Below are 22,754 nucleotides of genomic sequence, written 5' to 3' on the forward strand. Positions count from 1 at the left end.
AGTTTTATCGTTGGTGGAAACCATCGTTATTGTTCCGTCATATTTTGAAGAGTGATTGCGTTACTGATCGCGCAGACTGCGCAAATTTCTGAACCTGCTGCGAGAGCGAATTCGATGCACCGGTTTCGGCTTCCGCCGGCGGCCCATCAAGTTGTATCTCGCCTGTTGCCATGTTCACGTTCACCGAGAACACCGCGAATTGGCCGTTTCGCATCTTCGCGATGATGTCCAGCTCAACGAAATCAATATTCGCGACCCGCTCAAGCAGAATTACATTTGAACCGACTTGAGCAACCTTGTTCGGATAGTCGCTTCCCGAAGCAAGCTCTACTTCCCAAGATGCGATGCGAGCGTTTCCAAAGGTCATCAGATCGACAGCCATATGTGTTTGGAACACCAGCGTTCTTAGCGTCACATCGCAAGCACCGTTGCGCAGCGTGGTATCAACCTGCCCACCGACATACGGATAATAATCCATATCACTTAGCCCATCGTCTTCATATATACCGAAGCCGGTTCCCGTTTCGCGATCGGTTTCGATCTGGTTTCGAATAGCCTCCATAATCGGATGGTCTTTATCGAACAGCCCGACACCACCGCCGAGCAATCGAACATCGTTTACGGCTTGTGTCACGACCAGGTCACCTTCCAGCGCCGTGTTCGGGCCAAGTGGGCTTTGGGCGTTGACGCCATCGCTTACCGACAAACCCACATCACCGACAAATGGCACATTCGGGTCCTCGGGACCTGACGTGGGCGTATCCGGCTGATCAAGGATACTGACCTGAAGCGGGTTGGCATCGAAAACAAAGGTGGTCGATACAATTCCGCCCTGCCCGTCATCAACCGTTATCGTGACAGGATAAAACCCATCCGCATTCGGTCCACCGTTTGAAGCGTTGCCGTCAAGCGTGCCGCTGATCAGCCCGGTTACAGGGTCAATCGTCAACCCAGTCGGCAGTCCAACTTGGGCGTAGCTCAGCGTGTCGCCGTCAGGATCATTAAAGTGAACCGACGTGTCGATACTCACATCAAATCCGTCAACGCCTTCCTGATCAGGGATCCCAAGCGACACCACAGGTGGTGGGTTTTCGATCACGTAAGTCAGATTGGTTGTGAAGGTCAGCGTGGGATCGTTCGGATCGGTTGCAGTGACAGGAATCACGTAGACCCCTGGCGTTCCACCTGGAACATTCGTCAGTTGACTGGCATCTCCATCTGGCGTGCCGGAGATGATGCCTGTTGCTGGGTTAAAGGTCAGACCCGGCGGAAGATCGCTGGGCACAACGGAAACCAGAGGCGCTTCGCCAGCATCAGGATCGCCGAAATAAGGCGTTAGATCCAGTGGAGGAATGGGGCTTCCATCTTCTCCGGCCTGTTCTGGAATGTAGTCCTGCGGATCAATCGGCGGATCGCGGGGATCGTCCGGGTCGGATGGATCAAGCGGGTCGCTTGGACCAACAGGCTGCTCCGGATCGACCGGGATCGGACCATCGTTGGAACCCGTGACCGTGATCGTCACCACAGCATTGTCAAAGCCACCCTCCCCATCGGAGATCTGATAGGCGACCGTTGTGATGCGGGTTTGGCCCTGTTGCAGATCATCGAAGTCCAAAGCCGGATCGAACGTGTAGGTGCCGTCCGGGTTGATCGTGAACGTGCCACCGTCAGAGCCGGCAACCGGCGTGCTCACGTTGGCCGGATCGCCAGCGACTTCGCTGACCACAATCGTATCGCCATCGGGGTCACTATCGCCCGTGGCTGTGCCGTTCGGATCAAACACCGAGCCGGTGGTCACACCGTTCTCCGGCGCGGTGATCGCATCATCTTCTGCGACAGGCGCGGGATTGGTGATCGTGTAGACCACGTTGGTCGTGAACGTCAGCGTTGGATCGTTCGGATCGGTCGCCGTCACCGGCACCGTGTAGACACCCGGTGTGCCCGGATCGCCTAACTGGCTGGCATTGGCGTCCGGCGTACCGGAGATGATGCCCGTGGTCGGATCGAAGGTCAGGCCCGGTGGCAGATCGCTTGGGGTAACGCTGAGGATCGGCACGTCACCGGTATCGGGGTCACCGAAGTATGGTGTCAGATCGAGCGGTGGCTGTGGCGCTCCATCGTCACCGGTCTGGCCGGGGATGTAACCCTGCGGATCAACCGGCGGATCGCGGGGGTCGTCCGGGTCGGACGGATCAAGCGGGTCGCTTGGACCAACGGGCTGCTCCGGATCGACCGGGATCGGGCCATCGTTAGAACCCGTGACCGTGACCGTCACCACAGCATCGTCAAAGCCGCCCTCCCCATCGGAGATCTGATAGGCGACCGTTGTGGTGCGGGTTTGGCCCTGTTGCAGATCATCGAAGTCCAGAGCGGGATCGAACGTGTAGGTGCCGTCCGAGTTGATCGTGAATGTGCCACCGTCAGAACCCGCAACCGGCGTGCTCACGTTGGTCGGATCGCCAGCGACTTCGCTGACCACAATCGTATCACCATCGGGGTCGGTATCGCCCGTGGCCGTGCCGTTCGGATCAAACACCGAGCCGGTGGTCACACCGTTCTCCGGCGCAACGATCGCATCATCTTCTGCGACAGGTGCTGGGTTCGTGATCGTGTAGACCACGTTGGTTGTGAAGGTCAGCGTTGGGTCATTCGGGTCGGTCGCCGTCACCGGCACCGTGTAGACACCCGGTGTGCCCGGATCGCCCAACTGGCTGGCATTGGCGTCCGGCGTGCCGGAGATCACGCCCGTGGTCGGATCGAACGTCAGACCCGGTGGCAGATCGCTTGGGGTGACGCTGAGGATCGGCACGTCACCGCTGTCGGGATCACCGAAGTATGGTGTCAGATCGAGCGGTGGCTGTGGCGCTCCATCGTCACCGGTCTGGCCGGGGATATAGTCCTGCGGATCAATCGGCGGATCGCGGGGGTCGTCCGGGTCGGACGGATCATCGGGATCGCTCGGACCAACCGGCTGCTCCGGGTCGACCGGGATCGGACCGTCGTTAGAACCCGTGACCGTGACCGTCACCACAGCATCGTCAACGCCGCCTTCCCCATCGGAGATCTGATAGGCGACCGTTGTGGTGCGGGTTTGGCCCTGTTGCAGATCATCGAAGTCCAAAGCCGGATCGAACGTGTAGGTGCCGTCCGGGTTGATCGTGAACGTGCCACCGTCAGAGCCGGCAACCGGCGTGCTGACATTGGCCGGATCGCCAGCGACTTCGCTGACCACAATCGTATCGCCATCGGGGTCACTATCGCCCGTGGCTGTGCCGTTCGGATCAAACACCGAGCCGGTCGTCACACCGTTCTCCGGCGCAACGATCGCATCATCTTCGGCGACAGGTGCTGGGTTCGTGATCGTGTAGACCACATTCGTTGTGAAGGTCAGCGTGGGATCGTTCGGGTCGGTCGCCGTCACCGGCACCGTGTAGACACCCGGCGTGCCCGGATCGCCCAACTGGCTGGCATTGGCGTCCGGCGTGCCGGAGATGATGCCCGTGGTCGGATCGAAGGTCAGGCCCGGTGGCAGATCGCTGGGCACAACGCTGAGGACCGGAACATCGCCGCCGTCGGGATCACCGAAATAAGGCGTCAGATCGAGCGGTGGCTGGGCCACACCATCATCGCCGGCCTGTTCGGGGATGTAGTCCTGCGGATCAACCGGCGGATCGCGGGGGTCGTCCGGGTCCGACGGATCAAGCGGATCGCTTGGGCCGACGGGTTGCTCTGGGTCGACCGGGATCGGGCCATCGTTGGAACCCGTGACCGTGACCGTCACCACCGCATCGTCAAAGCCGCCTTCCCCATCGGAGATCTGATAGGCAACCGTTGTGGTGCGGGTTTGGCCCTGTTGCAGATCATCGAAGTCCAAAGCCGGATCGAACGTGTAGGTGCCGTCCGGGTTGATCGTGAATGTGCCACCGTCAGAACCCGCAACCGGCGTGCTCACGTTGGCCGGATCGCCAGCGACTTCGCTGACCACAATTGTATCACCATCGGGGTCGGTATCGCCCGTGGCCGTGCCGTTGGGATCAAACACCGAGCCGGTCGTCACACCGTTCTCCGGCGCGGTGATCGCATCATCTTCGGCGACAGGTGCTGGGTTGGTGATCGTGTAGACGACGTTGGTTGTGAAGGTCAGCGTGGAATCGTTCGGGTCGGTCGCCGTCACCGGCACCGTGTAGACACCCGGCGTGCCCGGATCGCCCAACTGGCTGGCATTGGCGTCCGGCGTACCGGAAATGATGCCGGTGGTCGGATCGAACGTCAGGCCCGGCGGCAGATCGCTTGGGGTAACGCTGAGGATCGGCACGTCACCGGCATCGGGGTCACCGAAGTATGGTGTCAGATCGAGCGGTGGCTGTGGCGCTCCATCGTCACCGGTCTGGCCGGGGATGTAACCCTGCGGATCAACCGGCGGATCGCGGGGGTCGTCCGGGTCGGATGGATCATCGGGATCGCTTGGACCAACCGGCTGCTCCGGATCGACCGGGATCGGGCCATCGTTTACGCCATTTATCGTTATTGTAACGGTGGCTGTGTCGAACAGACCGTCGCCATCACCAATTTGATAATCGAAGGAGTCCGTGGCGGTTTGACCAACGCCAAGGGCTTCGAACCGGCCATTTGGATCGTATTCAAACGAGCCGTCATCTTGCAGCGTCAGGAGAGCGCCTGACGCAAGCGTTACCTGAACACCGGGCACCAAGGGCTGCCCGTTCAGTTGTGTGACCGTTAGCGCGTCACCATCGCCATCTGTGTCGTTGTTATTGATAACACCAGTGGCAAGCGGCACCGTCAGCGGCGCGTCTTCGGATGCGGTGTAAGCGTCATTTACCGCATCGGGCGGCAGGTTTCCGATGTCATAGAGCACGGTGGTCTCAAAACTCGCCGTGCCATCGGAGATGGAAATCACAACAGGATATTGGCCATCGCTTGTGGGGCCATCGGTTGACGCATCGTTTGGTGGTGTGCCGATGAGTTGCGTCGGATTTGCCGGATCGAACGCCAGCCAACTCGGGCCGCTCACGATGGAATACGTGAGATTTGGCTGATCGCTTACGTCTGCATCCTGGAAGTAGGGCTGGACATCCAGCGGGGCCAAAGGAGCATTGTCTGTTCCGGTTTGGTCCGGAATATAATCGCCGGGATCAGCAGGACCAGTCGGATCGTCTGGGTCGAACGGCGTTGGCGCGTCGTTCAAACCATTGACGGTAACACTGACCACGGCTGTAGCAGTGCCGCCTTGGCCATCGTCGATTTGATAGGCGATGGATGTGACGGCAGCCTCTCCATCATCAAGGTAAGCAAAATCGCTGCCGGGGTTGAATGTATATGAACCATCGGCCGCGATTGTGAAGGTGCCGCCCGATGAACCTGTCACAGACGTAGCAACGCCAGTTCCATCAGTGAGGGGCGTTAGTGCCGTAACATCCGTTCCAGCCACAACACGAGTAACGATGAGCGTGTCGCCATCTGGATCCGTATCATTGTCATTGATGATGCCAGTCGCGGCAGTCCGGGTTATCGAAGTGTTCTGATCTGTCGTTCCGATATCATCCAAGGCTGTTGGGCCGGGATTGGTGACGGTGTAGGTGAGATTGGTGACGATCGTCGAGCCGTTACCGTCGGTCACAGTGATTGGAATTACGTAAACGCCATTTCCATCGCCACCCTGAGAAGCGTCTTTGTCCGGCGTGCCGGATAGAACACCGGCAGCGCTCACACTCATACCAACGGGAAGGTCTGCGGGATCGGCAGAGAATGTGAGCGTGTCATTGGTATCTGCATCGGAGAAGAACGGCGCCATGTCGAATGGTGCGTCGAGTTCACCATCTACGCCCGTCTGGTTTGACAATTCACCCGTTGGATCATCGAAAACAACAACATCATTGGTGCCTGTGACCGTCACCGTCACCGTTGCTGGCGTTACACCAACGCCGCCATCAGCATCTGTGACGTTGTAGGTGATGGTGGTGGTACGGGTTTGTCCAACTGCGAGGTATTCGAATTCGCCGTTATCATCGAACGTGAAAGAGCCATCGTCTTCAATTGTAATGAGGCCACCATTGCTGGCTGCTACAGGCTGGCCGACATTGGCGGCTGAACCAGCAACTTCAGTGACAGTGAAGCTGTCGCCGTCACCGTCATTGTCATCCGTGGTTGCCGTGTTGGGGCTGCCATTAGAGAAGACTGTGCCAGTAGTGTTGGCCGCACCTTCAGTATGGGTGAAGGAATCATCGACTGCCACTGGCAGAGGGTTTGTGATCGTGTAGGTGACAGTAGTCGAGCCGGATAATGGCGGCGTAGCCGGTGTTCCTGTTGATGGGTCAAGCGGATCGACCGGCACCAAAGGATCGGCGCGGACTTCGGGTCTGCCGGGGTCGGTGGCTATTACTGTGATTGTGTAGACGCCATCAGCGTTGCCCACCACGTTTGTATTCTGGCTGGCGTCAGGAGGCGGAGTACCGGTAATCGCACCTGTGTTCGGATCAACGCTGATCCAGCCCGGCGTGTCGCTACCCAGCGAATAGGTCAGCACCGTGTCGTCAGCATCGCTGAAATAGGAAGTAATATTGAACAATGGCAGAGCGGCAGAATCCACTCCAACTTGTGGCGGCATAGCGTCATCTTCAATGCCCGGATTGCCAGGGTCTTGTGGAATAGGCGCATCGTTGACCGCTCTCACCGAGATGGTTGCCGTGCCGACATTAGAGGCATCTTCTCCATCGTTGACCACCACGTCGATCAATCGATCAGTCTCGATTGGGTCTTGAGAGAGCGTGTTGAAGTTGATGGCATCAAGCGCTGCTTGGTAGTCAGCAATAGAGGCGTCGCCCGTCAGTATGACATTGGTTGCCGTTGATGCTGGATCTATCGTGATGCCCGCCGGCAGCGTTGCGCCGGTTGCGACAATGAGTTCGTCGCCGGCTTCCGGATTGGTCAATGTTATTGTCATCGACTGCATGTTGGCGTCATCCAAATCCTGCAACAGCGTATTGCCAGTGTTGGAGATTGGTGCGCCGCCGGAATCTTCTACAAAAATTCCGGAATAGTCATTGCCGCCATCGGTGGTGTTGGGGCGGTCGAGATCAAGGAATGGCACATCGTTGACGGGCACCACATTGATGCAAGTCGTGACGGTTGCGCCTTGGGTGTTGGAATCGTCAATGAGATAGATTTCAAACTCACGTACACCACCAACGGGATCTTCAGAGGAATTGAAGAAACGCACGCCCTGAATAGCGAGTTGCATCTCTGCTGGCGTTGCGTTGCCGTTTAGGGTCACCGTGATTTCACCAGCAACTGACGTATCCACGGCAGCAGAAATTGCGATGCCGCTTGGCACCTGCACGTTCAAGACATCGCTCACCTCAGCGTTTGTGAGTGTGATGACAGCGGTTTGAATTGTGGTTGAATCCACATCAATCACGCGCACGTCACCATCCACAATCGGTTGCGGATTGCCGTTTTCAATGAACTCACCGAGATATTTGCCACCAACCGTATTGTTGCCGTTGGGGTCCGGCACAATTACGGGTGGATCGAGATTCGGCACAATGGAAATTGTGGACGTGGCAATGTTAGAGTCTGTATCGCCGTCGTTAACCTGAAAAGTGATGATACGGTCTGCCAAGTCGGGGAATTGGCTGGTGTTGTTGAAATTGAGAGAGCCCAAGAGTGCTTCGTACGCTGCCTTTGTGGCAGAGCCTGACAAGCTGACAATCAGCTCTCCTCCGCCGCCCGTTGAGACGGTGTAGGCGATACCGGAAACTGTGCCGGTGTCACCAGAAGAGAGTACGGTCGCGCCGAGCAGCAATTGATCGTTTGCCGAAGGATTGGTGAAGGTGACCGCGCCACTTTCGATATTGATGTCATCAACGTCAACGATTGGAGCATCGCCCACAGACAGAACCGGAACCGCGCCGAGGTCTTCGGTGAAGATGCCTTGATAATCGGCACCCGTTGTTGTGGCGTCCGCGCCATCAAGATCAATGGTTGGGGCATCATTGACGGGAACCACTGTGATCGTCGAAATCGCGTCTGGGCTTACCGCTACGCCGTTATCAAGATTTACAATCAGGTTGCGATCACCTGCTGTGGGATCATCGCTCGTGTTTTCGTATGTAATGCCTTGAACCAGAGCTGTCAGATCAGCGTCGGAAATGATAGCTCCACCGGAGCCGGATATCGTGAAAGTTGCGCCGTTGAACACGATCTCTGCAGTTCCGCCACCAGCCAATGAAACAGTCGCAGTTTCGGCAGCTCCTGCTTCAAATTCTTCACCGCCGATTACGAATTTTTCGTCCGCGCCGTCTGCGATATTGTTGAGGGCAATGGTCAGAACCGATTGGGTGGCTCCGATGTTGTCATCGATAACCACGTCATCAGCCACGGCAACAGGCGTGTCACCTTCGGCAAATGTATCGGCGTAGCCCTTATCCGGATTGACGTTGGTGATGGCTGTCAGATCGGCTGTGTCGCTTGAAAGCAATGCAAATGTGCCGCCGCCGCCACGGTAATCATACGTCAGCGTAAAGCCGGAAACATCTTTGTAGGCGAGCTGAAAGCGTGCTTCGGGGTCTGTGCCGCCTTGCGTTTGAGTGCCGACAAATTCGATGCGATCAGCAAAGTCGTTGATATCAAGGTTTGTTGCAGGATCGACCGCGTAGGCAATGAGGCCGTCCTTTGAAACCGTCACTCTTTCGCCTGTGCTCGGATCGGTTGCGTCTCCGTCGATGTCAACAATTGTTGGCAGTATGTCGCCGAAATAGGGTGTGTTAGTGCCTTCAAGAAACAGTTCCCACCGAATTTCAGCGACTGTATCTGTTGAAAGTGTGTTGGCAGCTCGGCCTCCCGGAGACAGCCCGAAACTAACGTCACCGCCCGCTGAGAGGCTCACCACTGTTGCCCGCAATGTCAGCGGCGTTCCGTCTGACAAGACCGATGCGCCAGTCCATTCAGCGGTCTGACCTATAGCGCCAGTTGTTCCGGTGACCGTTGGCCCGACCATGTTGGCCAGTTCAACATTGCCGCTGAATATGGCGGCAGCACCGCCCACGTGGCTGTCATCGCCGTCGAGATCAATGCATGGCGCGGGCACTGCGTCGCGGTAGTCGAGATCGGCTAGCAAGGGAATGGCGGTTGCCGCATCGGCATCATTGTCCGGTAAGGTGCCATCCAACGGAGAGATGCCTTCGTTGACCACGAAACCGTCATTTGTGTTGCCGTCAATCGCTGTTTCGAAAATATCGAAAAGTCCGTCCCCGTCAGCATCATTGGCGGCGGTTGAAAGACCTGTTTGCACTGGCTGGCCGAAACCGTTTTCGGCGGCGTCCGTCACACCATCACCATCGGAATCCGTGTCGAGATAGTCTGGCGTTGCGTCGGGAACGATCGCAACCCCGGCAGGCGGCGTTCCGCCATCAGTGTTTACCGGTGCCAGCCCAATGGAACCTGCGCCATCTGCCGTACCATTTGGTGTTGCATCATAGGCATCATCCAAACCGTCTCCATCCGCGTCACCCATCAACGCGCCAACGCCGGAAGGAGCAATGTAGCCAACGGTGGTCTGCGCTTCGATGTTGTCGGTTATGCCGTCATTGTCTGAATCTATGTCGAGATAATCAGCAATACCGTCCCCATCTGTGTCGGCGGGGCCGCCTAGAAATGTCAGGCCGATATCGTCGATATTACCGCTGGTCGCCGGAGAACCGTGCAGATAGAGGCGTACAATGGCTGTTTGGCCTGCGCGAACCGTTGGCTCGTCGCTCAAGATGGCGTTATTTGTGAAGCCGGTCGTGTTGAGACTGATGCCCGAATTGTCGAAATCAGATTCAGCAAAAGGCGTAAAAGTCGTGCCGCCGTCTGTGCTGACCATCCATGTCCCGTTCAGGCCCGCAACATCGGGATTGGTGCCATCGGTATAGACCGACATGAATGCATTTGCGATACGCGCATCTTGGTCGGGAACGAATGCGACATCTATATAATCATCATTGGCAATCGCATCGGTGAGCGTGGCAGAGTCCAATCCATCAATTGCAATATGATTGTTGTCAGGCACAGACGAAGCAACCCCAGTTACCCCTGGACCAAAAGACAGGGGCTGCATATCCGCAGTGCTGGCAATGAAGTTCGCATCACCTGCTGTCAGCGAAGGCTGCTGAAAGTTTGTTACATTCCAAACACCAACCTGAAAACCAGGCGAATAACGCTGTTCAACGCTGTCTAATATACCGTCATTGTCATCGTCGATATCATCAATGTCAGCGACGCCATCGCCATCGGTATCGCTTACAATAGCAGCTGCAACGCTGGCTACAGCAGTGGCGCCAGATGAGTCTGCAATTTGATAGTCAAACACCGCTGAGCCTGTAGCTGTGGCTGGAGCGGCAACAGAAAGCTGCCCATTTGGAAGCAGGGTCACTGTCGTTCCATCAGCAAATATAGCGCTTCCGCCCGAGATGAGCGGAATGAAAACACCCGGTGCAGATGGGTCAAAAACTCCGGTAACATTGATCGGATTACTGTCTGGATCAGTGTCGTTGAACAAAACATCGACTGGAACAGCCGGACCACCGGCAATTACGTTCACCGCATCCGGATTGGCAATCGGCAACTGATTAGACTGACCGATATTGATCGTCACCGTTTCGGTTTCGGTCACTCCACCGGATGTGACCGTATAGGTGAAGGTTGTGGAACCCGTGAAGCCGGCACTGGGCGTGAATGTCAGTGTACCGTCGGCATTATCAATCGACACGCTACCAGACGTTGGCGTCGATACAGCAATCACCTGCGGCGTGCCTTCAAAGTTGTCCGCTACCGCGCCTGTTGCACCGGTTAACACGTTGAAAGTGATTGCGGTTGCATCGTCCGTCGAAAGCGTATCGGCGGCCGTGTCCACGATAGGATTGACCGTCACATCGATTGTATCGGTAACAGCTGGCGCAACGCCGTCAGTCGCACTGATGTTGATGGGAATAGTGCCGAGGATCGAGGTGTTGAAATCAGCAACTGGTGTGAAACGAACGGCCTCCAGAGAATTCTGCAAAGCACCCGCAATGCCCGTCATGGTGAGCGTGTTTGTGCCATTTCCCGTGAAAGTGACGCCAGGTGTAACAAAACCAGACAGTGTTCCGTGCGCCGGATCAACCGAGAACGTCATCGTAATGGAACCTGCATCCGGATCATTTACGGTGCCACCAAAATTGATGGAACCGTCTTCATCTACCGACAGAGTTCCCGGAAAGCTGAACGTTGGCGCGGTGTTTGACGCGCCAACGTTGATTGTAACCGTTGCACTCTCTGTGACACCGCCAGATGTGACCGTGTATGTAAAGGTTGTAAGCCCCGTTGAACCTGCTGCGGGTGTGTAGGTGATTGTGCCGTCGGAGTTATCCAACGAGGCACTGCCCAGAGTTGGCTGGGTGATAGACGTAACAATCGGCGTACCGTCAAAGTTATCAGCAGACGCTCCCCCAGCACCTGTAAGCACGTTGAAGGTGATCGGTGTCACATCACTGGTCGATAACGTGTCGGGCACGGCATCGACAACCGGCAGCACGGAAACAGAGTTGACGACAGTGTCGTTTTGCGACACGGCGGCAAGGGAGACGAGATCGAGGAAATTGCCTTCAGAGTTCGTGTTTGCACCCGTGCCTGAACCGGCAATGGCCTCAAACGAAAGCAGGACAGCATTGCCTGTTGCCGGTGTCGAAATTGAATCGGTATAAAACTCCCATGCTGCGCTGTTGCTCGTGTAGTCTTTGGTGAAAATGACCGCGTCATCACCGCCGCCCAATACGCCGTTCGCACCCAGATCTGTGACGGTCACACGGGCGGTGTTGTCGATGTCCACATAGTTGAAAACCGTATTTCCATTGACGACTGTAGCACCGTCGAATTGCGGACGCGCGCGGTGGGCAAAGGAGAATTCGAGCGTGGAACCGGCAACAGGTGTGATGGTTTGTGTGAGCGCTGAAGCGGAATTCGCATTCAGTTCGACCCAATAGCCGGTTGCATCTCCGGTGGCGGGCACCCAACTGGCTGGATTTGGAAAACCGGTTTGAGGGCCGTTCCAAAACTCTATTTCATTGGAACTGTCGGTGGTGTCCCAACCGCTGACAAGGTTCGCATCAACAAAACCGGCTTGTCCGGGCGGCAATGCGAAATCACCATTGATCAGATTACCATTGGTCGCTGCTTCATCTTGCGCGCTGATGGTGAGTGGGATGGACGTCAGAGCTTGCGTGTTGAAGTCTGCGGTTGGGGTGAACGTCGCGCTGGCAAGAGCGGTGTTGACGTTGGCAACAGCACCAAAGACCGAGACGGCGGACGTGCTTTGGCCTGTGATGGTCAGGCCTCCCACATTGCCCACATTAAGGGTGCCGTAAGCTGGATCGACCGACAGTGTCACCGTCAAATTGGCTGAATCTGGATCGCTCACGGTGATCGCATTGGCCCCCGTGAATGAAAACTGCCCATCCTCAAGGACTGTGATCGCGGCGGGTGCGTTCACAACGGGTGGATCGGGCAAAACGCCGTCATAGGAGGCGCTTGATATTGCAGCAGCTTCGATACTGCCGCGCTCAACCTCCAAGTCCCAATCACCACCATAGGTTGCAGATCCGGTCAAATCTTCGGATGCGGCAATGTCTGCGCCTGTTGCCGCAGCGAATGCCTCAACGGCGGACACACCGCGGGCGTTGGCGGCGAAGTCACAGCCGTAAATCAGGATATCGGCGGATTCCGATAGCGAATCGCGGATAATGGCCATCTCATCGGCGTGGCGGCTGTTCATCGACGCCTCGGTCAGTTTGGTGGACCCCAAATCCAACGTGCCTGAGCGTCCGTGAGAGAAAATGTGAATTGCGTCGAGATTTTCGCGCTCCGCCAGCACTGATGCCATCTGTTCCACGCCGTCGCTGTCGGCGCTCAAGACATAGACTTCGACATCATCGCCAAATCCTGCGATCAAGGTTTGTGCGTCTTCAATGCCTGCATCAACAAATGCGATCTGCGCTGTTTGCGGTGCCTCGAAGCTCTCCAGCAACGCTTTGGTTGCGGTATTTTCGTCTGAAGACCAAGGCGCAACGCCCTTGCCTGCCAGCGCATTATCGACGGCATCACTCACCTCTGCCGAGTGTGCTGCGTCGATTATTTCGGCACCGGTTTCAAAACCTGCCGCGTCCAGCAAAATGCGCGGCTCCAGCGCGTGCATGTCCGAAGTGCCTTCGATTTCACCAAGCGCTGACGAATCAAATGCTTTGGATTCTAAGGAGATCGGACCCGCCTTAACGCGAGCACCCTTGGGTGTTTTCAAGGATTTCATGGATTTTCAGCCTAGGTTGCACAAATTCTTAAATGCAACTTAAACGCGAAAACTTAACAGATGTCTACCAGCGGTTTTGAATTTTTTGCTGGCGCTGACTCTTTGGTAAACGACCGAAACAAACAGCCTGAAATTCATCCCGATCTCAATGCTTCCAGCTTGTCCAAAAGCCGCAATCAAGCGATTGCCGTGCACTTGCAATCAAACTTGTAGTCACGAATGAAGCCGAACAACCTATCCGCAGATGAGCCATAGGCTTGCGTTATGCGCTCAAAATACCGATCACCCACTTTTTTGCGCAGCGTGTCCGGATTGTTAAAAAGCAAGATCGGGTGACCTGCCTACCTGCGCGGCCAGAAGCGCCATAGCCAACATCACTAGCGTCAATCACGACGACAGTGGTGCCAGCCTCAGCCAATTTGTGCGCTGCTCGTAAGCCGGTAGAGCCCGCACCGATTACCAGGACGTTGCACGCAATATCGCCTCTCACAAGAACGGTGGCGTCAGTTTCAGGCGAGGTTCCCATTCGATAGAAACGGGCGGTTTCATATTTGCAACAGACATGTTCACCCTGTTTGGTCGAATTTGCACAAGACCAGCGTCACGAGCCGACTTTACAATGCGAGTGGGCCAGATTCTGATTTTGCACGATACCAGAAGGTTTCAACCCCCTCACCACCCGGTCATTTCATTGACACTCCTTCAAGTTCAGTCCTAGCTTTCAACAGCTTACCTTTAGCGCTGCGACAAGTTGGTGCGACGGCGGCTAAGTCAAAGTCCCCATGGGACGCTTTCAGGGAGAACATGAATGAAAAAAGTACTCAAAACCGTATTGGCTGGCGCCATTGTCGCGCTGTCCAGCACTGCAGCCTTCGCTGGTTCGCATTCCAAAGAAATCACGGTTGGCTACTTCCTCGAATGGCCGATGCCATTCCTGGCCGCCAAGGCCGCTGGCAAATACGACGAAGCGCTTGGCGCGAAAGTCAACTGGCGTGCGTTTGAAACGGGCACGGCAATGTCCGCTGCTATGGCTTCTGGCGACGTTCAGATTTCCGTATCGCAAGGCCTGCCACCGTTCGTGGTCGCAACTTCTGCCGGTCAAGATCTTCAGATTGTTGATGTGGCCGTTTCTTATTCCGAAAACGACAACTGCGTCGTGAAAACCGCGCTTGAGGTCACCAAAGACAATGCTAGCGAACTTGCCGGTAAAAAAGTTGCTGTGCCACTCGGTACCGCTGCTCACTACGGCTTCTTGCGTCAGATGGCTCACTTCAATGTTGATGTTGCAAGCCTTCAGGTCGTCAACATGGCGCCACCGGAAGGCGCTGCTGCGCTGGAACAGGGCGCTGTTGATTTCGCATGCGGTTGGGGCGGCGGCCTTGCTCGCATGAAAGAGCACGGCAACACGCTTCTGACGGGCGCCGAAAAAGAAGAACTTGGTATTCTGGTTTTTGACGTAACCTCGGCTCCAGCTTCCTTCATCGCAGAAAACGGTGACGTGGTTGCCAAATTCCTGAAGGTGACGGCAGAGGCCAACGCTGAGTGGAACGCCAACAAGAGCGACGAAATGTTGGCTGTGATTGCTAAAGAGTCCGGCATGGACTTGGACGGTGCCAAAGCTTCCATTGGTACAATGACTTTCCCGTCGATTGACGAGCAGATGGGCAAGAAGTGGTTTGATGGCGGCATGGCGACCTTCATGAAAGGCGTGGCCGACGTCTTCGTGGAAGCCAAGAGCATCGACAGTGCGCTTCCAGACTACAGCGCTGCGGTGAACGCAGGGCCAATCACTGCCGCTAAAGGCATGTAAGCAACGAAAGCACGGCGCGGGGGAAACCTCGCGCCGTTCTTCTATCTTCACCAGCACACATTCAAACGCGCCGCACAAACGCGGTCCGGGGGTCCATGTCTAATCTGCTTATCGACAATATATCCATGCGGTTTGACCTGCCCTCGGGCGGACACGTTCAAGCGTTGCAAGACGTGACTCTGGAGCTGAAGGCCGGGGAATTGATGAGCGTGCTGGGGCCATCGGGTTGCGGCAAGACCACCCTGCTCAACATCGTTGCGGGCTTTCTCGCGCCCACGAAGGGCCGCATCATGCTGAACGACAAGCTGGTGACAGGGCCGGACGCCCATCGCGGCATGGTGTTTCAGCAAGGCGCACTGTTCGAATGGATGAGCGTGCGTGACAACGTGAGCTTTGGGCCCCGTATGGCGGGACAGTCGGCTTCGCAATACGGTGCCAATGTCGACCATCTGCTTGAAGTGGTCGGCCTGAGAGATTTCAAAGACAAAGCGGTTTACGAATTATCAGGCGGAATGCAGCAGCGCGTGGCGCTTGCCCGTTGCCTGGCCAACGATCCCGACGTCATCCTGATGGACGAACCGCTGGGGGCGCTCGACGCACTAACCCGCGAGAAAATGCAGTCTCTGGTTTTGAAACTCTGGAAAGAGACCGGCAAGACCATCATCCTCATAACACACTCGGTGGAAGAAGCCCTGCTGCTGGGAGAGCGCTTGCTTGTGATGGCCCCGCGCCCCGGTCGTATCCATAAAGAATACCGCCTGCCCTTTGCTGATTTAGGTGTCGATCAAGATTTGCGCGAGGTGAAAAAGCACAAGGACTACGCCAATACACGCGAGGAAATCCTGTCGATGATTTGGGACATGGAAGAAGAAATCATGGGCCGCACTCAGGAGAGCGCAGCATGATCATTCTCATCGTCTATATCGCGATTTTCACCGCCTTCTTTTTCATTCTCAGAGCGCTGACCGAGAAGGTCTTCACCAAAAAGGACGACTTCACCTCTTTGAAGACCGTAACGTTCGGTGATGAAAGTGCGGTCAAGCCAAACCGCTGGGCAAGTGTTGTGTCCATAGTCACTTTGTTCCTGCTGTGGGGCGCGTTCACTGGCTCTAAATGGGTGCCTATCCACGCGCCGGGCCCGTTCATTGGCGACACCTCGTTTGTCTACACGATGCAAGCTGCTGATGGTTCGACAGATGATGCAACCGTATTCGTGCGCGTCGCGAAGCGTGGCGAGACCGTGGAAAAAATGGCTGCCGAACCAGGAGATGGTTTTGCAAAGAACGACGCTGTTGATGCGCTTGCTTGGCGCTCAAAGCTGATCGTTATGGACAGCAATGACGACATAAAGCGCTCTGATGGTGCCAAGATTATTGCGATTGACGGCCAGCCAATTTCACCCGGACAAGCGGTATTTACAGACGCTGGACGTGTGGCGCTGACGAGCAAAGGCACGATCAACTACGCTGCACCTTCGGGAATGCAGATGGAGCCTGTGTGGCTGCCACCGCCAGAAACCGTTGTTGCACGCTTCGGAGAAATCAGCCGTGAGGGCTATCAGAATTTCACTCTGTGGCAGCACCTCTTTTGGTCACTCCTCCGGGTGGTTGCAGGCTTCGCAATCGGAGCCCTCGTTGGAATTCCGCTTGGGTATGCCATGGGTCTAAGCGATTACTTCCGGGGTTGGTTCGATCCGATTGTGGAATTCATGCGCCCTGTGCCTCCGCTGGCGCTCATTCCGCTGGTCATCATCTGGGCTGGCATTGGCGAGACGGGAAAGATCATCCTCCTGTTCCTCGCCGCACTCTGGATTATGGCGATTGCTGCAAGGGCCGGTGTTTCCGGTGTGAACATCTCCAAGGTACACGCAGCCTATTCGCTGGGTGCTAGCAAATGGCAAATCCTGCGTCACGTAATTGTGCCAAACTCCCTGCCGGAGATTTTCACCGGCGCGCGTGTGGCGATGGGGGTTTGCTGGGGCACTGTGGTTGCTGCCGAACTGGTGGCAGCCGAAAAAGGTGCAGGCATGATGATCATGGTCGCCTCTCGCTTCCAGCTCACTGACATCGTGATTATGGGCATTATCCTGATTGGCGTGATTGGCTACGGCATCGACATCTTGATGCGCAAGCTGGAAACCGCGCTTGTGCCGTGGAAAGGCCGCAGTTGATCAATCAGCAGCAGTCTTGGCGCGAGCCATTGTCTGCGCGACCAAGGGCACGATAACGGGTGTGAGCGCTGCTGTGATCGTGTGGCCCATTCCGTCTATTTGGTGGAACGGGCAATCGGGAATGAGCGAGGCAATTTCTGCACCTGCAATTGGGGGAATAAGCGTGTCGTCGCTTCCGTGGATCACCGTGCAGGGAAGTGATATTTCTTTCAGGCGTTGGGAATGGTCTGGAGACTGACTCGTCGCCAATGCGTGCCGATTGATGCCGTTGGGGTCATAACCACGGTCATAAGCTCTGTGCGCAATGTCGCGCACCGTTTCATCGTCCATCGGATAGCCCGGCGACCCCCACTCTTTTTCCATCGCGATGAGAGCTTCAGCGAATTGATCGCGGGTGCATGGCCAAGCGAGCAGTTTTTCAATTGCAGACCCCACACTGAACCGCGCTGCACTCATGACAATCGTAACAGACCGACAGCGCTGGGGTTGATTAATCGCTAACAGTTGCGCGATACCGCCGCCCATTGAAATGCCGAAGATGTGGGCGCTGTCGATACCAAGCGCATCCATCAGACCTACAACATCCAACGCCATATCATCCAACGTGTAGGCAGCGTCTAATGGCTTGCCATCATGGAACCGTTCGATGATTCCCATCGCATCATCGACCACCCCCTCCTTCGGACACCGCTGAGACTTGCCAACGTCGCGATTGTCAAATGTGATTACGCGGCAACCCACTTCTGCCAACCCGTCGAGAAAAGCGTCCGGCCAATAGACCAATTGGGTGCCCAAGCCTCGGATCAAAATGAGCGGCTCACCATGCGTCGGGCCTTGTTCTTCGACCTCTAGTGAAATTCCGTTTGCGTTTATTTGCGCCATGAGAGCCTTCCGGAGTTGCGTACCGAGCAGGTTACGAACCCCTACCAGTTGCGCGCAAGTGTCTTGCTGGCTTTGGATTGACGACATTGGGAAACACGTTCAACCTTATTTTCATGTTTGATGCGCCCATCCTGCCAGCCTCACCCGCAGCACAGCCTGCAACACGAATGCAGCGCAGCTTTGGACGAGGTTTTCTGCAGGTGAAATCAAAAGGCGGACGAAGTCGCATTGCCGATCTCTATCAGCAAGGTTGTGCCAAGATACGGCTGCCGCGCCAACACGGTGCCGGTCTGGAAGCGGTCATGATCAATTCCTCCGGCGGACTGACCGGAGGCGACCGCATGGCTTGGCAGTTCACCCTCGACGATGACAGCGAACTGACCGTTACCAGCCAAGCCTGCGAGCGCATTTACAAGGCGAGCGCCGATATTGCCCGTTCGGACATTGCGCTCAAACTGGGCGAAAACGCGCGGTTGAACTGGCTGCCACAAGAGACAATACTCTTCGACCGCAGCTCTTTCAACCGCAGCCTATCGGTAGATATGGCAGCAAATGCAACGCTGCTGCTGGGTGAAGCTGTCTTGTTTGGGCGGCAGCGCATGGGAGAAAGTGTAAAACACGCATTTTTCCATGACCGCTGGCGCATAAGGCGCGACGGCAATCTGATTCACGCTGAAGATATGGGGATTGAAGGCGATGCAGCATCAGCATTTGCGGCCTCTACAGGAACAAACAGCCATCCTGCAATTGCCACGCTGTTGCTGGTTTCGCCACAAGCCGAAATGTTGCTGGAGCCCGTTCGTCAGATCATCGGCGACAATGGTGGCGCATCGTTCTGGCAGGGCAAACTTGCAGTTCGATTAACCGCCGCCTCCGGACACGCGCTGCGCGCGCCGTTAATTGCGGCGCTACGCCTCTTGAATGATGGCGCTACTTTGCCAAAGGTATGGCACCAATGATGACCATATTCGCGCCGGAGACGAACACGCCATGCAATTGACGCCCCGCGAGAAAGACAAACTGCTTGTTTCTATGGCTGCCGAAGTCGCTCGCAAGCGTCTCGCGCGTGGCGTGAAGCTGAACCACCCCGAAGCCATCGCACTGATCACCGATTTCGTCGTAGAAGGCGCACGCGATGGCCGTTCGGTCGCGGATCTTATGCAGGCGGGCGCCCATGTCATAACGCGCGATCAAGTGATGGAGGGAATTGCGGAAATGATCCATGACATTCAGGTGGAAGCGACCTTTCCCGATGGCACGAAACTCGTCACCGTCCACGAACCGATCCGATAGAAGGGCAGCACGATGATCCCGGGAGAAATCATTTCAGGCGAAGGCCATGTTACGCTGAATGAAGGGCTGGAGACGGTGACGCTCCGTGTTGCGAACACGGGCGACAGACCTGTGCAGGTGGGCAGCCACTATCACTTTTATGAAACAAACGCCGCGTTGGACTTCGATCGCGAGGCCGCGCGTGGCATGCGCTTGGACATTGCGGCAGGCACCGCGGTGCGTTTTGAGCCAGGGCAGGAACGCGATGTTGCGCTGGTTGCATTGGGCGGCCACCGCCGCGTTTTCGGGTTCAACGGCAAGGTGATGGGAGATCTGGATTGAGACTTCTTGCATTACCCTTTATCTGCGCAACATTTTCTGTCGTTCTGGCAAACTCCGTTCATGCCCAACAGCCAAATTGTGAAAGCCCATCAACACAATATGAACTGAACGTGTGCTCACTGCGCGACTTCGATGATGCCGACGCGGCTCTGAACGCTGTTTGGTCGAAGGTGCGTGCAGACGCAAAGCTGATGGACGCCGATGCCCCCAACGGAACGCCCAGCATTGCAGACGGCATTTTGGCAGCGCAACGTGCATGGCTTTCTTATCGTGACGCTCAATGCAGCGTGGAACACGACCGGTTTTTTAACGGCTCTATGGCATCGATGGTGCGCAATATGTGCGCGACGCGAATGACCAAGGCGCGCACGGCTGAACTTCATTCCTTTTTGGAAGGCAGATAAAACCGATGCGTAGTTTCCTTTTCCGCATTGCCTATTGGGCAACATCCATCACCGTTGGCCTCGTTGCCATGCCGCTCATGTTGCTGCCAGGGCGGCATCTCCTCGTTGTCTGGTTGCGCACTTATGCGAAGATGATGTTGTTTTGGATGCGGGTGATCGGTGGCATACATCTGGAAGTGCGTGGCCGCTACGATGTGCCGAAAGGTGGCGCAATCATCGCATCCAAACACCAGAGTTGGGGCGACGGCTATGCCACATTTGCGCAATTTCACGACCTGGCGATTGTGACGGGCGATCACCTGGCAAAGGTTTTTGGCGTTGGCTGGATTTTGAAGAAAATGGAAGCAATTGTCGTAGACAATTGCGGTGGAGCCAAATCACGCGAACGATTGGTGGATGAGGAACTTGCCCGCGCTCGCGAAAAAGGACGTCGTATTCTGATCTATCCGGAAGGCCGGCTTTGTCCTGTGGGTTATCACTACCGATACCGCAAAGGCATCTTCCATATGTACGAAGCCTATAAATGCCCCGTTGTTCCAGTTGCCACCAATTTGGGCCTATTCTGGCCGCTGGACAATTGGGAAATGCGACAAGGCACAGCTGTGCTGGAATTTTTGGAACCGATTGAGCCGGGCCTCGACAAAGAGACTTTCATGGCCTTGCTGCAAGAACGTATCGAGACTGCATCAATTGCGCTGCTGCCGGACGGCTTCAAACTTCCTTCAAACCGCCTTTTGCCGGACGAGTTTGACGCTGAAAAGGACCCGCTGCCTGAAGATATTGAAACCAAGGCCGCATAAGAAAGAACGCCCATGCCCGCCACCCTGCCCCGTGCCGAATATGCCGCCATGTACGGCCCCACAACGGGCGACAAGGTCCGACTCGCCGATACCGATCTGATTATTGAGGTGGAACGCGATCTCACCACCTATGGGGAAGAAGTGAAATTTGGCGGCGGTAAAGTGATCCGTGACGGCATGGGGCAAAGTCAGGCCACCCGTGCTGACGGGGCGATGGATACTGTCATCACCAACGCACTCATCGTTGACCACACGGGTATCTACAAGGCCGATGTTGGATTGCGCGACGGGCGCATCGCCAAGATCGGCAAGGCAGGAAACCCCGATATGCAGGCCGGTGTCGATATCATCATCGGGCCTGGCACAGAGGCGATTGCCGGCGAAGGCAAGATTCTCACCGCCGGCGGTTTTGACAGCCACATCCATTTTATCTGCCCGCAGCAGATCGAAGAGGCACTGCATTCCGGCGTGACCACCATGCTCGGCGGCGGTACAGGCCCAGCCCACGGCACGCTGGCCACAACATGCACGCCGGGTGCTTGGCACATTGGGCGGATGATTCAGAGTTTTGATGCTTTCCCCGTCAACATCGGCCTTTCCGGCAAGGGCAACGCTTCACAGCCTGCCGCGCTCGAAGAAATGGTACTCGGCGGCGCTTGTGCGCTGAAGCTGCACGAGGATTGGGGCACGACGCCAGCCGCCATCGATTGCTGCCTGTCGGTCGCAGACGCTTATGACGTTCAGGTGATGATCCACACCGATACGCTGAATGAGAGTGGCTTTGTGGAAGACACCGTGGCCGCTTTCAAAGGCCGGACTATTCACGCATTTCACACAGAGGGCGCAGGTGGCGGCCATGCGCCTGATATCATCAAGGTTTGCGGCCTGCCCAACGTCTTGCCCTCGTCTACGAACCCAACGCGCCCCTATACGGTCAACACGCTGGAAGAGCATCTCGATATGCTGATGGTCTGCCATCACCTTGATGCGTCGATCCCTGAAGACATCGCCTTTGCCGAAAGCCGCATCCGCAAGGAGACGATTGCTGCAGAGGACATTCTCCACGACATGGGCGCGTTCTCGATCATAGCCTCAGACAGCCAGGCGATGGGGCGCGTGGGCGAAGTTCTCATCCGTACGTGGCAGACGGCAGATAAGATGAAAAAACAGCGAGGGGCGCTTGCCGAGGAGACCGGCAACAACGACAATTTCCGCGTGCGCCGCTACATAGCCAAAGTAACCAGCAATCCGGCCATCGCTCACGGCATATCCCACGAGATAGGGTCCATCGAAGAAGGCAAGCGGGCTGATCTCTGCCTATGGGATCCGGCGTTCTTCGGCGTGAAGCCAGCTATGGTTTTGGTGGGGGGCACGATTGCAGCAGCTCCAATGGGCGACCCGAACGCTTCCATCCCAACCCCGCAGCCCGTCCATATGCGCCCCATGTTCGGCGCCTTCGGCAAGGCGATGACGAATTCGTCCGTCACGTTTGTCTCGCAAGCTGCGATGGACGACGGATTGCGCGAGCGGTTGGGCGTTGAGAAACAGATGGTGGCGGTCAACAATACCCGCGGCGGCATTTCCAAAGCCTCGCTTAAACTGAACGACGCAACGCCGGAAATCGACGTGAACCCGGAGACCTATGAAGTGCGCGCCGATGGTGTGTTGCTCACCTGTGAACCGGCTGAAGTTTTGCCGATGGCGCAGCGCTATTTCCTGTTTTGAGAAAGAAATT

12 protein-coding genes are annotated in these 22,754 nt (G+C 56.3%); 9 read left to right on the forward strand and 3 right to left on the reverse strand.

Features of this window, described 5'->3' with window-relative positions; translation table 11 throughout:
* Nucleotides 1-37: 37 nt before the first annotated feature.
* Both ACFQ14_RS06450 and ACFQ14_RS06455 read right to left on the reverse strand, forming a co-directional pair.
* The gene (locus tag ACFQ14_RS06450) at nt 38-13,339 is read right to left on the reverse strand and encodes an Ig-like domain-containing protein (RefSeq protein ID WP_377211879.1); all 13,302 of its coding nucleotides are present in this window, start codon (nt 13,337-13,339) and stop codon (nt 38-40) included.
* Between the two features lie 262 nt (nt 13,340-13,601).
* A complete protein-coding gene (locus tag ACFQ14_RS06455; RefSeq protein WP_377211880.1) occupies nt 13,602-13,865 on the reverse strand; it encodes an FAD-dependent oxidoreductase in 264 nt (87 codons plus the stop codon).
* Between the two features lie 282 nt (nt 13,866-14,147).
* Between ACFQ14_RS06455 and ACFQ14_RS06460 the strand changes: the two genes are divergently transcribed.
* The 3 genes from ACFQ14_RS06460 to ACFQ14_RS06470 all read left to right on the forward strand — a co-directional run bounded on the left by ACFQ14_RS06460 (nt 14,148) and on the right by ACFQ14_RS06470 (nt 17,319).
* Nucleotides 14,148-15,149, forward strand: coding sequence for a taurine ABC transporter substrate-binding protein (locus ACFQ14_RS06460; protein ID WP_377211881.1), 1,002 nt, complete (start codon nt 14,148-14,150; stop codon nt 15,147-15,149).
* A gap of 95 nt (nt 15,150-15,244) precedes the next feature.
* Nucleotides 15,245-16,054, forward strand: coding sequence for an ABC transporter ATP-binding protein (locus ACFQ14_RS06465; protein WP_377211882.1), 810 nt, complete (start codon nt 15,245-15,247; stop codon nt 16,052-16,054).
* Complete coding sequence (locus tag ACFQ14_RS06470) at nt 16,051-17,319, forward strand: ABC transporter permease (RefSeq protein ID WP_377211883.1); 1,269 nt, start codon at nt 16,051-16,053, stop codon at nt 17,317-17,319. The genes ACFQ14_RS06465 and ACFQ14_RS06470 overlap by 4 nt, the downstream gene beginning before the upstream one ends.
* Here ACFQ14_RS06470 and ACFQ14_RS06475 read toward each other — a convergent pair whose 3' ends face one another.
* Nucleotides 17,320-18,201, reverse strand: coding sequence for an alpha/beta fold hydrolase (locus tag ACFQ14_RS06475; protein ID WP_377211884.1), 882 nt, complete (start codon nt 18,199-18,201; stop codon nt 17,320-17,322).
* A 77-nt stretch (nt 18,202-18,278) separates the two neighbouring features.
* Between ACFQ14_RS06475 and ACFQ14_RS06480 the strand changes: the two genes are divergently transcribed.
* The 6 genes from ACFQ14_RS06480 to ureC are packed head-to-tail and all read left to right on the forward strand — an operon-like array spanning nt 18,279 to nt 22,744.
* Complete coding sequence (locus tag ACFQ14_RS06480) at nt 18,279-19,160, forward strand: urease accessory protein UreD (protein WP_377211885.1); 882 nt, start codon at nt 18,279-18,281, stop codon at nt 19,158-19,160.
* Nucleotides 19,161-19,191: 31 nt separating this feature from the next.
* Complete coding sequence (locus ACFQ14_RS06485; protein ID WP_377211886.1) at nt 19,192-19,494, forward strand: urease subunit gamma; 303 nt, start codon at nt 19,192-19,194, stop codon at nt 19,492-19,494.
* Between the two features lie 12 nt (nt 19,495-19,506).
* Nucleotides 19,507-19,815 carry an urease subunit beta gene (locus ACFQ14_RS06490; protein WP_377211887.1) on the forward strand — a complete coding sequence of 103 codons (309 nt, stop codon included), beginning with the start codon at nt 19,507-19,509 and terminating at the stop codon, nt 19,813-19,815.
* Complete coding sequence (locus ACFQ14_RS06495; protein ID WP_377211888.1) at nt 19,812-20,219, forward strand: lysozyme inhibitor LprI family protein; 408 nt, start codon at nt 19,812-19,814, stop codon at nt 20,217-20,219. The genes ACFQ14_RS06490 and ACFQ14_RS06495 overlap by 4 nt, the downstream gene beginning before the upstream one ends.
* 5 nt (nt 20,220-20,224) lie before the next feature.
* A complete protein-coding gene (locus ACFQ14_RS06500) occupies nt 20,225-21,019 on the forward strand; it encodes a lysophospholipid acyltransferase family protein (RefSeq protein ID WP_377211889.1) in 795 nt (264 codons plus the stop codon).
* Nucleotides 21,020-21,031: 12 nt separating this feature from the next.
* Nucleotides 21,032-22,744, forward strand: a complete 1,713-nt coding sequence (gene ureC / locus ACFQ14_RS06505) for an urease subunit alpha (protein WP_377211890.1) — start codon at nt 21,032-21,034, stop codon at nt 22,742-22,744.
* Nucleotides 22,745-22,754: the final 10 nt, after the last annotated feature.

It is taken from the genome of Pseudahrensia aquimaris, assembly GCF_042676045.1.
Taxonomy (GTDB): Bacteria; Pseudomonadota; Alphaproteobacteria; order Rhizobiales; family Rhizobiaceae; genus Pseudahrensia; species Pseudahrensia aquimaris.